This window comes from Coleofasciculus sp., assembly GCF_046565525.1.
Lineage (GTDB): Bacteria > Cyanobacteriota > Cyanobacteriia > Cyanobacteriales > Coleofasciculaceae > Coleofasciculus.
Genome location: NZ_JBKHUP010000157.1, coordinates 1 through 13,046 on the forward strand (window position 1 = coordinate 1; position 13,046 = coordinate 13,046).

General features: G+C 46.3%; 11 protein-coding genes and 2 pseudogenes. 4 read left to right on the forward strand and 9 right to left on the reverse strand.

The annotated features are described in order from the left end of the window. Window positions 1-488 precede the first annotated feature (488 nt). Window positions 489-2,888 carry a DUF5682 family protein gene (locus ACLGGO_RS32790; RefSeq protein ID WP_446422459.1) on the forward strand — a complete coding sequence of 800 codons (2,400 nt, stop codon included), beginning with the start codon at window positions 489-491 and terminating at the stop codon, window positions 2,886-2,888. A gap of 42 nt (window positions 2,889-2,930) precedes the next feature. On the opposite strand, the gene ACLGGO_RS32795 is transcribed toward ACLGGO_RS32790, so the two are convergent. Continuing rightward, window positions 2,931-3,062 (reverse strand): NACHT C-terminal helical domain 2-containing protein, encoded by a 132-nt coding sequence (locus ACLGGO_RS32795; RefSeq protein WP_446339616.1) that lies wholly within the window; start codon window positions 3,060-3,062, stop codon window positions 2,931-2,933. A 196-nt stretch (window positions 3,063-3,258) separates the two neighbouring features. On the opposite strand from ACLGGO_RS32795, the gene ACLGGO_RS32800 reads away from it, so the two are divergent. Continuing rightward, window positions 3,259-3,546: a hypothetical protein gene (locus ACLGGO_RS32800; RefSeq protein ID WP_446339617.1), complete on the forward strand. Its 288-nt coding sequence runs from the start codon at window positions 3,259-3,261 to the stop codon at window positions 3,544-3,546. Here ACLGGO_RS32800 and ACLGGO_RS32805 read toward each other — a convergent pair. From ACLGGO_RS32805 to ACLGGO_RS32825, 5 genes and pseudogenes are all read right to left on the reverse strand, one after another. After that, window positions 3,547-4,068: pseudogene (locus ACLGGO_RS32805) on the reverse strand (glycosyltransferase family 2 protein); the annotation flags it as partial. It lies immediately after the preceding gene. After that, window positions 4,067-4,363: pseudogene (locus ACLGGO_RS32810) on the reverse strand (colanic acid biosynthesis glycosyltransferase WcaL); the annotation flags it as partial. The pseudogenes ACLGGO_RS32805 and ACLGGO_RS32810, both read right to left, overlap by 2 nt. A gap of 68 nt (window positions 4,364-4,431) precedes the next feature. Further along, window positions 4,432-4,851 (reverse strand): glycosyltransferase family 2 protein, encoded by a 420-nt coding sequence (locus ACLGGO_RS32815; RefSeq protein ID WP_446422460.1) that lies wholly within the window; start codon window positions 4,849-4,851, stop codon window positions 4,432-4,434. Then, window positions 4,836-4,964 carry a hypothetical protein gene (locus tag ACLGGO_RS32820; RefSeq protein WP_446422461.1) on the reverse strand — a complete coding sequence of 43 codons (129 nt, stop codon included), beginning with the start codon at window positions 4,962-4,964 and terminating at the stop codon, window positions 4,836-4,838. Before ACLGGO_RS32820 ends, ACLGGO_RS32815 begins: the two co-directional genes overlap by 16 nt. After that, window positions 4,965-5,204, reverse strand: a complete 240-nt coding sequence (locus ACLGGO_RS32825) for a glycosyltransferase family A protein (RefSeq protein WP_446422462.1) — start codon at window positions 5,202-5,204, stop codon at window positions 4,965-4,967. It lies immediately after the preceding gene. Window positions 5,205-5,294: 90 nt separating this feature from the next. Between ACLGGO_RS32825 and ACLGGO_RS32830 the strand changes: the two genes are divergently transcribed. Next, window positions 5,295-5,417, forward strand: a complete 123-nt coding sequence (locus ACLGGO_RS32830; RefSeq protein ID WP_446422463.1) for a hypothetical protein — start codon at window positions 5,295-5,297, stop codon at window positions 5,415-5,417. Window positions 5,418-5,456: 39 nt separating this feature from the next. On the opposite strand, the gene ACLGGO_RS32835 is transcribed toward ACLGGO_RS32830, so the two are convergent. From ACLGGO_RS32835 to pyk, 3 genes are all read right to left on the reverse strand, one after another. After that, a complete protein-coding gene (locus ACLGGO_RS32835; RefSeq protein WP_446422464.1) occupies window positions 5,457-6,917 on the reverse strand; it encodes an NAD(P)/FAD-dependent oxidoreductase in 1,461 nt (486 codons plus the stop codon). 42 nt (window positions 6,918-6,959) lie between these two features. Continuing rightward, window positions 6,960-8,126, reverse strand: coding sequence for a glycosyltransferase family 2 protein (locus ACLGGO_RS32840; protein WP_446422465.1), 1,167 nt, complete (start codon window positions 8,124-8,126; stop codon window positions 6,960-6,962). 471 nt (window positions 8,127-8,597) lie between these two features. Then, on the reverse strand, window positions 8,598-10,025 hold the full coding sequence (gene pyk, locus ACLGGO_RS32845; RefSeq protein WP_446422467.1) for a pyruvate kinase: 1,428 nt from the start codon (window positions 10,023-10,025) through the stop codon (window positions 8,598-8,600). 903 nt (window positions 10,026-10,928) lie between these two features. Between pyk and ACLGGO_RS32850 the strand changes: the two genes are divergently transcribed. Further along, on the forward strand, window positions 10,929-12,896 hold the full coding sequence (locus ACLGGO_RS32850) for an AMP-dependent synthetase/ligase (protein ID WP_446422466.1): 1,968 nt from the start codon (window positions 10,929-10,931) through the stop codon (window positions 12,894-12,896). Window positions 12,897-13,046 lie beyond the last annotated feature (150 nt).

A 13,046-nucleotide genomic window follows, 5' to 3' on the forward strand; every position in this document is an offset into this window, starting at 1 on the left:
AACGTCCTATGGGATACCAGGAGTCACTGAGAAGCCCGCGCTCTATGCTTGCCGCATGAGCGTCGGGAGTATGTCACAAATAAAATCACCTACGCTATCTTAGGGAACATCCCTTTGATCCGCTATAAGTAAAACTTTTACTTTTTCGGTTAAGGTTTTAAATCTATCAAGCTAAACTAAATGATACATTTTAGGTTAAGGAATGTGAACAACTAAAAAACAACTGGAAACCCTGATATTGACGTTGTGTCGGAACTGTAGTATGATTCTTGAAGTTATATTAATCATGAGATGTTGGCTTTTTATTAGCTTTTTTCAATAAATCGAATAAAAAAATCCCCCAAAGCTACTTATGGCAACAATCTAGCATTTTTAAGAATAGAACACTACAAATACTACACGTCGATCTCAACGACATAATTTTGGCAACACCATCCGTGGTGAATTTGACAAAAAAAACACAATATGCAGGGGAATCAGACTAAGAAATGACCATCCATATCTTTGGCATACGTCACCATGGACCCGGATGTGCGCGATCGCTCCGTCATACCCTGCACAGCTTAAACCCAGATATCCTCTTGGTTGAAGGTCCCCCAGATGGGGATTCGATGCTCCCTTTAATTACCCATCCCCAGATGCAACCACCTGTGGCGTTATTGGTGTACCGACCCGACCAACCCCAACAGGCGGTTTATTATCCCTTTGCCGTCTTTTCCCCAGAATGGCAAGGGATTGAGTATGCCCTAACTCAAGGGATTCCGGTGCGGTTTATGGACTTACCTTTAGTGCATCAGTTGGCAGAGGGAGCTGGGGGAGCAGAGGGAGCAGAGGGAGCAGAGGGAGCTGGGGGAGCAGAGGGAGCAGAGGGAGCTGGGGGAGCTGGGGGAGCAGAGGGAGCTGGGGGAGCAGGGGAAGATGAGATTCACGATGATCCCTTGGGTTATTTGGCAAGAATCGCCGGCTATAGCGATGGGGAACGCTGGTGGGAACAGTTAGTCGAACATCGCCAGGAGAGTAAGGACGTATTTGAGGCGATTTTAGAAGCAATGACCGCCCTGCGCCAGGAGATACCCGCCAGAGATGATCCGAGGGAAGCCCAACGGGAAGCCTATATGCGGAAACTGATTCGGGCGGCGCAAAACGAAGGGTTTCAACGAATCGCCGTAGTTTGTGGCGCATGGCACGCCCCCGCCTTGGTGGATATGCCCTCGGCTAAAGCTGATCATGCTTTGCTCAAAGGATTGGCGAAAACCAAAGTCGAAACCACTTGGATACCTTGGACCTATGGGCGACTGGCATTTAAGAGTGGCTATGGGGCGGGTATTGAATCTCCGGGTTGGTATAGCCATTTGTGGGATTGTTATCAAGATGGGGGAGCAGAGGGAGCAGAGGGAGCAGAGGGAGCAGAGGGAGCAGAGGGAGCTGGGGGAGCAGAGGGAGATGACTCAATCCTGAGTCAGGGCGGGTTTAGTCACATCCGGGTGAGGCAAGAATCAGCGATCGCGATTCGTTGGTTAATCAAGGTGGCGCGGTTATTGCGTCAGGAAGATTTAGATGCGTCATCTGCCCATATTATTGAAGCCGTAAGGTTAGCAGAATCTTTGGCAGCATTACGCGATCGCGCAATGCCCGGTTTACCTGAATTCAATGAAGCCACGCAAACAGTGCTGTGCTTTGGTAGTGATGTACCCATGGGTTTAATTCAAGAGCAACTGATTGTGGGTGAACGATTGGGAGAGATTCCTGATGAGACTCCCATGGTTCCCTTACAACAGGATTTACAGCAGCACATCAAACGCCTGCGCCTCCCCGCCAATGCCACCGAAAAACAGTATGAATTGGATTTACGCAAAACAAACGACTTAGCGCGATCGCATCTTCTCCATCGCCTGGATTTACTTGGTATTCCTTGGGGGATACGACGATCAACCAAGGGAAAAGGAACCTTTAAAGAAGGGTGGCGCGTTCAATGGCATCCTGAATTTGCGGTTAAACTCATCGAAGCCGGGATTTGGGGGACGACGATTGATACGGCGGCTACAGCTTATGCCCGGAATCAGGCACAACAGGCTCAAGGGTTACCCAGTCTGACTCAGTTAATAGAAAAAGTCTTATTAGCAAATTTACCCGACACCTTAGCGGAAGTCATGCATCGCCTGCAAACTGAAGCCACCCTTAACCGAGATGTCGCCCAATTAATGGAAGCGTTACCCCCCCTGGCGCAGGTATTGCGCTATGGAAATGTGCGCCAAACCGATACTCGGATGATTATCTCAGTGGTGGATGGCTTGGTTACCCGGATTTGTCTGGGTTTACCCTTAGCTTGTGCATCTTTAGATGATCAAGCAGCACGGCATATCGATCAGCTTATCCAACAAGTAAATCACGGGATTTCAATCTTGAATAATCCTGAGTATAAACAATCCTGGCAACAGGTGTTATGGCAACTGACGGATCAATCTAACCTCCATGGGTTAGTATCGGGTCGAAGTTGTCGATTATTATTGGATTCTGGGGTATTTAGTGGGAATGAAGCCTCCCGTCGGTTAGAATTTGCTCTATCTCAAGCTAGTGAACCTCCTCAAGCCGCAGCTTGGATGGAAGGGTTTTTGCAGGGGAGTGGATTGTTACTCTTGCATGACTATACCTTGTGGCAGATAATTGATGATTGGATCATTCAGCTTCCTGGGGAAACCTTTACGGGGATATTACCCTTATTACGTCGCACCTTTGCCACGTTTTCTGTGGCTGAACGACGACAAATCGGTGAACGAGTGAAACAGGGAATCTCGGTTCAGACAACGGGGATAGGGGAGGAGGAATTGGATTGCGATCGCGCCAATGCCGTTTTGCCGATTGTGGCACAGTTATTAGGAGTAAAATAGCATCTTGGCATCTTGCAGACGCTTCTTGCATCGCCTCTGTTCTTATTCCCGATCCAAAAATAACTCGTCCTCAATGTCTTGCTGCACCTGAGGATTCACCTCATTACAAATCCTTAGACAATCCACCAATAAGTCATAATAGTCCCACAGCGATCGCGTTTGGTTTTTACTCACTTTCGAGGTAAGGACAAGCACCAGGGTAATTCCTGCAACGGTGACAGTCCCAAGAGTTGGTCAATCGCACTAGATTTGAGTCTAGTCATGATAACCGCGATCGCTGATCAAGTTATAGCGTTAATCAGATGCTGTTTGGGACTATCTCCCCAAAAATCTGAACCATAAACCATGCAACAGGTAACCGGGAGGCTAGATGAAAACGATTTCAAAGATAACTTTGATTGCCTTCTTATGGATTATCGTCATCAACTCCGGAACATTAGGTGTTCTGGATACAGAACTCAGGTTACAGATCTTGTTCTTATTCGGCTGTGCTGCTTATCAAAATCAGAATACGCGCAAAGTTCTCAAAGTCATCGGATTATGGATTCTCGGTTTTATTCCCTTAGCTTTCCTCGGACGCCTCTTGGATTATATTAAGTCTCTCCACATTAATTGGCAAAGCTGCACCGGACGCCTAAGCATACTCTCCGGTGTGTAGTAAGTCTGTTAAATCCAAAGGAGGACCCGGTACGTAGGTGACAATACAGTCAGGCTCGAAGTACACAGTACCCCCAGCTTGAACAACACTCATACAGAAATCTAAGTGTTCCTTGGTATTAAGCATCGCCTGATCAAGCAGACCAATTTTCTCAAAAATGTCCCGGCGAACCAGTACACAATGAAACTCTGCCAGTTCCGTTTGTGTCCGTTGCAAGCGATCGCGCACATCCTCTACCCGTTTCCCTTGCAAATACATCTTCTCCCGAAAACGTCGCTTACCCGTTTTATCAACCCAAACGTGGGATTCCCCGCCAGCACAGTGAACGATTTCGTGCAAGGGTTGCTCTTGACACATTAAAGGTCCAACGACTGTAGCGTTGGTTTGTTCAGCACATTGGACTAACTGATGTAGCCAACCGGGAGAGACGATGACATCGTTATCAAAAAAGACCAGATACTTGGTTTTTACGTGACTCAGACCCAGGTTTCTGGCTTGATTTGGCGAAAGGTAGTAGTCTGTACTTGAACACATTGAACGCCTTTAACAAACACCCCGGGTCTTTATAGCCATTGGCGAGCAGCAATCCAATTCCTTTGAAAACGCGCCCTAACAAATTTTCAGGAATTTGGGGCAAATAGTAGGTGCGATCACAGAGATGGTAGTTTTCCACAGCCGGATGAACTTTAGATGTACTTCCTCGTTCACTGGCATAAATATCAACCTCATGTCCGCGATCAAGTAAACCCGTAACTTGATTTAAAATAAATGTTTGTGAAAGACTGGGGAATTTATCAACAATGAACGCAATTTTCATAAAATATTTTTTGGCTTTTGACTAACTCATCTTGCTTTGTATAAATAATGTCTCATTTTTATTACCTCCTATTCTCTTGCCACAACACCTCCCATACTCAATCTTAAAATTTCAAAACCACTAAGATACCTGACGATGAACATCACTAGGCAAACTTTAATTTTACAATCAAATGTTTTTAATCTTTTGTCTAAAAATGTATTGACACAAAATTGAATGGGCGGAATTAAATTTTTGATTAAAAATATCATGAATTTTACTTGCCATTTTAATCCCTGATCATGACTCTTTTTCTGTAGAGCGTAGAGTCCACCAGCCAATCTAATGGTTCTTTTATACAGTTGCCGAAAAGAATGTCTGGCTGGATGAGCTACACGAGTGTCATCTGCATAAATTGGCTTATACCCCTGAGAGAAAACGCGCCTACCCCACTCCACATCCCCATTTGATTTGAATCGTTCGTCAAAAAGTCCTATTCGTTCAAGCACATATCTAGATGTAAAAATATTTGCTGCTGCACCGTACTGATACTTAAATTACTTACACCTTTCTCAATCCAATCCGATGCTGGAATACAATCAGCATCGGTAAAGGCAATCACCTATCCTTTCGCCAAAGATATACCCTTGTTTCGAGCCGCATAAGAACCGGGAGTGCTTTCATAAGCCGCGATCGCTTGACAAAATTGAGCGACTACCCCTTTAATGTCTGCGGCTTCATCTGATGCATTATCGACAACAATCACTTCATATCCTGTTTTTGGATAGGTCTGATTTTCCAGAGCCTCTAAACAGAGTTTCAGACGCTCGGCGTCATTATAAACGGGAATGATGACGGACACAAATGGATGAGAGTGATATTCCATTTCCTTGGCGAGAAAGCAGTTATTTATTATTCAATGAATTCTTTAGGGATAGGCAGTTTATAGTGCATGAATACAGACCATTCTGCCTCTCACTCCTACACCCTACACCCTACCTGGCTTTTCACGGGAAGTCTAGAAACCTGCGTCGGGGCGGGTTTAGTCACATCTTTTGTGCAACCGAAAAAATAGTAGTGAAACCCGCCCATACACACTCAAAACTCAACGTGTTTACTTTGCCACAAGCTGTCGAGGCGGCTTTTTCGGCGACTCCTCTCTGGTAAACTCCTCGTGGTAAGACCGCTCAACATTAACATTCCACAAATCGTGATTTTCGCCGAGGATGTTTTTGACTGCCAGCATTGCTGTCAGCATGGAGTGGTCTTGATTGTTGTATCGGTGCATCCCGTTCCGACCCACCGTTTGCAGATTTTCAAAGGTCTGGATATACTCTTGAATGACTTGAAGATGCTTACGGTATTCGCCGTCATAAACGGGGTAGGCTTTATGTTGACGGATAACTACTCCGTCTTCGACATCACCTTCATTAACACCTATATTTAGGTTAACCGCCTCACGACGGGCTAGCTCAATCAGCTCCACATCCGACAATTCCCAAAGCGGATCACCTTCGCTGCAAAAATATTCCATTCCCAAGCAGGTTTTACTCGGATCAGGCACCATCGCTGGACTCCAATTCTTGAAGTTTTGAATGCGTCCAACTTTGAAGTCTGGGCTATGGATGTAAATCCAGTTGTCGGGAAATAGCTCTGGCTGATTCACAATCAGTGACACAATCAGAAAATCTCGATACTTGAGACCCTTTGCTGCTGCTAATACATGGTCAGGGGGCAGGGGGTCGAGCCGATGCAGCAGCGCAGTCACGGGCATACTAGAAATGAAATGATCGCCTGTGAATTGCAGCGTTTCATCCCCTCGTTTTGCCGTGATGCTCTTAATCCGAGTGCCTTCCCGTTCGATGCGAGTTACGGTTGTATTCAGATGCACGGGAGCGCCTTGACTCTCTAGCTTTTCCTGACAACGTTCCCACATCATTCCCGGACCTAAAACCGGGTACTTAAATTCCTTAATTAAGCTTTTGGCATTTTGGCTTCCGAACAAGGCATTGATTACCGCTCGTTTGAGAGACATATTTTGAATGCGCTGTGCTGCCCAGTCGGCGCGAATTTGGGTGCAGGGGATTCCCCACACTTTCTCTGTATAGGTTTTAAAGAAGATTCTATAGAGGCGACGACCAAAGCGGTCTGTTACCCACTCTTCAAAACTTTCCGGTTCCGGACCAGGGTTGAATCTGGCTCTAAATTTTGCCCTTAAGTAACTCAACAGAATAAAGAAACTTTGGAGGATGCCAAGATTTGATAGAGTATTAAACAGAGAGAGTGGATAGTTGTAAAACTTGCCTTGATAGTAAATCCGGGAAAGACGCGGGACTTTGATAAATTCGTCTTCCAGAATTTCGTACCAAAACTGATCAACTTCGCCAACCTTGGTGAAAAAGCGATGACCGCCAATGTCAAAGCGATAGTCTTTGTACGTCTCTGTACGGGAAATTCCACCCACTTTATCGGCTTTTTCGAGGACAATGGGTTTAATTCCCTTCTTGACTAATTCGTAACCCGCCGTCAAGCCGGCCGGACCGCCTCCAATAATGACAACTGGATGATGGGTCAAGGATTTTCCTCCGGATTTCTTAGGGTTTAGATGAGTCGGGGGTTAAAATGAGTTGTCGATTACTAGAGAAACCAGAATTGAGGCACCGACTAATTCACGAGAAATTGACGCAAAAATTCGTTGTTCAATCGCTAACAAGTTGACCCAGGGGACTGTTTTCCAGATTTGGATCATGGGTTGAGAGGTTTGCCAGTGGTGACGAACGAGTCCGATCGCAAAGGCTAATCCGCTATAAAAATAGTATAGCCAGTGCCAGGGTACGGTTTGCAGGGCGAATAGGAAGCCGCGTTTTTGATGAAAGAATTGATAGACTGAGGCGTTGATTGCCAACAGCCCTAGACTCAACAGAGCGACGCCAACCCATGCAGCCGGTAACCACCAAACGGCGATTAGAGCCGCTAATAAGGTATATACCAAGACTACACTAATGCGGTTGGCAAGGTTTAGATTTAAGTCATTGACCATTTCGCGATCGCGTAATATGATCGCTGTCCAAGGGATTGCTCGATAAAAGATATCGGCTCTGAGCAGGGAGTAGGTTCTCCAGCACTTCAAATGCTTGACTTGGATCGTTTTTCGCAAGCCAATCCGGTGCCCGTTTCGTTTCAACCTATTGCCTAATTCAATATCTTCCACACAAGGGAGACGATAACTCTGATCAAAGCCGCCAACTGCTAAGAAAATATCCCGCCGGATTGCACCACAAGCGCCCCAGAAAGTAGAGGCTTCTTCTGATCCGGTTTGATGGGTATAATGATGGAATAAATTTTTGTATTGGGACAAGAAATTCGGCGCCCCCGGCTGATCATCGTAGGAGCCGATTAAGGCGGCGAGTTCAGATTCCTGGCTGAATGTGGTCGCTACTTTACCGATAGTGTTATCATGAACTTCGACATCGGCATCGACAAAGAAAAGAATATCACCGCTGGCTGCCTTAGCGCCTAAGTTGCGAGCTTTCGCAGGTCCGCCAGAGGTAGGAACTCTAATCACCTTGGCGCCAAAGTCTTGAGCTAACTGCCACGAGCCGTCAGTATCGCCGTCAGCGACGACAATTACTTCCGATGGCTGGGGTGAGGCTTTCGCCAGACTGGAAAGACAACGACGAAACGCTTCACCACCGTTATAGACAGGGATTATTACCGATATTGTCGGTGTTGTGGTAGAAGGTATCATCTGGCTCTTGGTAATGTGGTTCGTTGGGGCTAGCATAGTTGATAGCTTTGTTTACGACATCCATCTGGGGTCAGATAGACAGTGCTTCCGGCACTTTAGTCAAGCTATATACCAGAAATTGTAATGACGGTACTTCTAAAATCTTAATCAAGCTTCTGGGTGAGCGATCGCTTAACTGACTTTCTTTGCAGAATCTTCATCAAATTCTCGTCTTTGGGGTTGTTGTATGAAATTTTCGTGAAGGCTGGATATTCTGTAACGTCTGATACAGAAATAAACAGAGTCAACTATTCAACTCTAGTTATTTTCAGGAAACGGTTTTTGACGCGGGGGCTTGAGGAGAGGGCGACCCAAGTCTTTTGAATGGACTACCGTTGTGAATTGATGCAAGGGGGTCGCCCCTACATGAACAATGAACCTTTGAGGAGAGGGCGACCCAGGTCTTTTGAGTGGACTACCGTTGTGAATTGATGCGGTGCGGGTCGCCCCTACATGACCAATGACAGTCTACGCGATCGCTTGTCCAATCTTGTGGACTTTGATCAAACTTGTGCTTCCCGGCGTACCAATGGGAACACCAGAGGTAATCACTACCTTGTCCCCATACTCAGCTAACTCCATCTCCACCGCAGCATTGACTACATTAGTTAACATCTGTTCGGCGTTGTGTACAGGGGTAATCAGATAAGGTTGTACGCCCCAAGACAATGCCAACTGACGATAGGTACTTTCTTCTGGCGTAAAAGCAATAATCGGGGTTTTGGGGCGATATTTAGACACCAGTCGGGCGGAACTCCCGGATGAGGTGTTGCACATAATTCCCCGTGCACCTAATTGACTGGCAATATGACAAGCCGCTTCGGCTACGGATTCGGTGGTGCTAATACTACAACTAGGAAACTCAGACGATTGTACCAATCCTTCTACTAGCACTTTTTCCGTCTGGATGGCAATATCGTGCATCATTTGCACGGCGGCAATGGGATATTGTCCTACAGCGGTTTCACCCGAAAGCATGACCGCATCCGTTCCATCTAAAATTGAGTTGGCAACATCCGTGGCTTCAGCCCGAGTCGGATCGGGGGCACTGATCATCGACTCCAGCATCTGGGTGGCTGTAATCACAGGTTTACCGGCTTGATTGCAGCGACGAGTAATCTCTTTTTGGATTAAAGGAACCTTATCCAACGGCGTCTCTACCCCCAAGTCACCGCGAGCAATCATAATTCCATCAGCAATATGGAGGATTTCCTCTAAGTTTTCCACCGCTTCCCGTTTTTCAATCTTGGCAATCACACGGGTTTTAGCGCCTGCGGCTTCAATCATCCGCCGCACCGGTTCCAAATCACTGGCGCTTCGCACAAAAGACACCGCCACCCAGTCAACACCCGATTGCAGCCCAAAACGTAAATCGGTCATGTCTTTTTCAGTCACTGAGGTAACGGGTAAATACGTTTCAGGTAAGTTGACGCCCTTTTTAGAGGAAAGAAGTCCACCAATTTTCACCAAGGCGCGAATACTATCCGCATCCCGTCCCGTGACAATCAGCTTGACTCGACCATCATTAATGGAAATCGGTTCACCCACGCGCACCATAGCAAACAGGGTGGGAATCGGCAAGGGAATCTCTTCAGCATTGTTGCCTTCCTCATTTAACACAAATCTCACTTCATCACCGGTGTTCACTTGAATTCCGTCGGGAGGCAATTTTCCCAGCCGAATTTTAGGTCCGCATAAATCTTGCAGTAGGGCTAGAGGCTTGTGATGTTGGCTGCTAATTTCCCGGATTTGCTGAATCGTCTGCCCGTGAAACTCATGGGAACCGTGAGAAAAGTTTAACCGGGCAACATCCATCCCGGCTTCAATCAAGGCTTCAAGGCGTTCGGGTGAGGCGGTAGCTGGTCCAATGGTACAGATAATTTTAGTGCGACGCATAGGATACTGGGTCATAACGGCAATAGAACTGATGTTCTCTTTCTAGCGTGTGATTTTCAGGGTCTACACACCCCTACCAATCCAACGTCCGCCTAACCGGATGATTTTGATCCGGGATGGCGCGGGAGAACACCTGTCATGAAGATAGATCAACTTTCTGGGAAAGACGCTATCTGAAAGCGGGAGAAATTATTAAAGTCCACGGGAGGGAAATAGTATCCGGAGCAGGGGGAGCCAAGATGTCGGGTGTCGGGTATTGAGGAGCAATGTTCCAGACGTGCTTTTCAATCGTCTGGGTGCGGAGGAGTTAATTCAAAATTCTTGCACTGGGTGGGGGCGGGTTTAGTCGCTGAGGCAAGAAACAATAATAGTGACACTCGCCCCGACAAACCCTGTCCGACTAGCGAGGCGAAGGGTTAAAACTTCCTTTGGGCAGATTTTTCGGGCAATCCTGATTAGCACTCCTACTCCTTAACCCTGACTTCAGGTAGAAGTAATCCTCTGATAAAAATGAGTAGGGTTGTGATTGAGTGTTTATCATTTTTCAGTTATCTCAGACATCTGAGGTGGGTTAGTGAGGCGCTCAACCCTTGTTTAAAAGGATTTAAACATTGCTGAAATTATACAAATTGTCAATAACAAAAACAATTTGCATTTTGAATGACGGCAAGTAATTGAGGATATAATGCGCCAGTTTAATGTTGAGGGACTGTTCCAGATGTAGCATAGGTCTGGAACAGTCGGGGCGGGTTTAGTTACTTATGGGTACACAAGAAACGATAGTAGTGAAACCCGCCCCTACAGATTCAAACGTCAAAACTTAAACAAAGGGCGGGTTTAGTTACTTATGGGTACACAAGAAACGATAGTAGTGAAACCCGCCCCTACACAATCAAAACTCCTATGAATGCCCCAGCTATTGCAACCGCCTCTAAACCCACGCCCCAAGAACGCCAAAATCTGGAACACCAAGCCGATTACAAGACAATATCATCATTACCAGAGGTTTGGTCGTTAGCCGCCCAGCGATTTGGGGATACTGTCGCCTTACAAAACCCTTACGCTAAACCCGAAGTCAAGCTAACCTTTGCCCATACTTGGCAGCAAATTCAGCAGTTTGCGGCTGGATTACAAGCATTAGGTGTCTCGGCTGGGGATCGGGTTGCCTTATTTTCTGAAAATAGTTCCCGCTGGTTTGTTGCTGACCAAGGTATTATGACCACTGGGGCGGTTGATGTGGTGCGAAGTTCTCAAGCGGAACGAGAGGAACTTCTCTATATCCTTAGGGATAGTGAATCAACTGCGTTAGTTGTGGAAAATCAGGATACTTTAACCAAGCTGCATCAGCATTTGGATGATTTGCCGATTCAACTGGTTATTTTATTATCAGATCAGGAACCGGAAGCAGAGTCAGGGTTGAATATTCTCAATTTTTCCCAGGTGTTGGAACAGGGAAAAAATCATCCATTTCAACCGATTGAACAAACCCCTGATACCCTCGCCGCCTTAGTTTATACCTCTGGCACCACCGGGAAACCCAAGGGAGTTATGCTAAGTCATGGCAACCTATTGCATCAAGTGACTAGCTTGGCTGCAATTGTACAGCTAGAAGCAGGCGATCGCGTCTTGAGTATTCTCCCATCTTGGCATGTCTATGAACGCGCCATTGAATACTTTGCCCTCTCCCAAGGCTGTACCCTGATTTATACCACGCTGCGCCATGTTAAGCGGGATTTGAATGCTCAACACCCTAACTATTTTGTCTCGGTTCCGCGTTTATTGGAATCGATTTATGAGACGGTGCAAAAGCAGTTGAGTAAAGAATCTGCCCGAAAACAGCGCTTGGTTAATGCTCTATTCTCGATTAGCGATCGCTATATTAAAGCCCGTCGCCTTGTCAATGGTTTAAGTTTAGAACAGCAGCAGCCCTCTCTATTTCAACGCCTCTGGGCTAGACTTCAAGCCTTGACATTGGTTTTAATTCATGCATTAGCTGACCGATTCATCTATCAGAAAATCCGCGAGCAAATCGGTGCAAATTTAAAGCAAACCATCTGTGGGGGTGGCGCACTTTCCCAGAAATTAGATGATTTTTATGAAATAATTGGCATTGAGGTACTCGAAGGGTATGGTTTAACCGAAACCTCGCCCGTTCTCACCGCCCGTCGTTCTTGGCATAATCTCCGGGGTTCTGCGGGTAAACCGATTCTAGAGACAGAAATTCGTATTGTTGATCCAGACACCAAAGAAACCCTTCCCCAAGGAGAAAAAGGGTTAGTTTGGGCGAGGGGATCTCAAATCATGCAGGGTTATTATCATAACCCAGAAGCCACTGATAAAGTGATTGACGCTGAAGGGTGGTTTAATACTGAAGATTTAGGCTGGTTAACGGTTCAAGAAGACTTAGTTTTGACCGGACGGGCAAAGGATACAATTGTCTTGAGTAACGGTGAGAATGTGGAACCGAAACCGATAGAAAATGCCTGTATGCGGAGTCGTTATATTGATCAGATGGTGGTGGTGGGTCAAGATCAGCGATCGCTTGGCGCTTTAATTGTACCGAATTTCGATAACTTACAATCGTGGGCGGCTGAAAATCAGTATCACCTGCAACTTCCCGATGAGGAATCTGCTTCTGGGGAGGAAACAATTGATTTAAATAGCAAACCTGTTCAGGAATTGTTCCGCCAAGAACTCAATCGAAACGTGAAAAACCGTCCGGGTTATAATCCGAATGACCGCATTGGTGTATTTCGCCTAATTTCAGAACCCTTTTCTCAAGAGAATGGTATGTTGACTCAGACGCTTAAAATTAAGCGCCATCTGGTTAGGGAACAGTATCAAGATTTGATTGATGAGATGTTTTCTTAAGTTAACTTAAGCTCTGGCGATTGTAAATTGCGGAACCAAACGAAACAAAGTCCGCGTAGGCGGACTAATACCTAGTTGCGCTCAAACATAGTAGATAGGAAAAGCAGGGGAAGCAGGGGAAGCAGGGGAAGCAGGGGAAGCAGGGGAAGC

Bases quoted from the DNA above. Each gene is read 5' to 3' on its own strand.
- pyk (WP_446422467.1), bottom strand. From the start codon at position 10,025: ATGCGTCGCACTAAAATTATCTGTACCATTGGACCAGCTACCGCCTCA.
- ACLGGO_RS32850 (WP_446422466.1), top strand. From the start codon at position 10,929: ATGAATGCCCCAGCTATTGCAACCGCCTCTAAACCCACGCCCCAAGAA.
- ACLGGO_RS32830 (WP_446422463.1), top strand. From the start codon at position 5,295: ATGAATACAGACCATTCTGCCTCTCACTCCTACACCCTACACCCTACC.
- ACLGGO_RS32840 (WP_446422465.1), bottom strand. From the start codon at position 8,126: ATGCTAGCCCCAACGAACCACATTACCAAGAGCCAGATGATACCTTCT.
- ACLGGO_RS32790 (WP_446422459.1), top strand. From the start codon at position 489: ATGACCATCCATATCTTTGGCATACGTCACCATGGACCCGGATGTGCG.
- ACLGGO_RS32800 (WP_446339617.1), top strand. From the start codon at position 3,259: ATGAAAACGATTTCAAAGATAACTTTGATTGCCTTCTTATGGATTATC.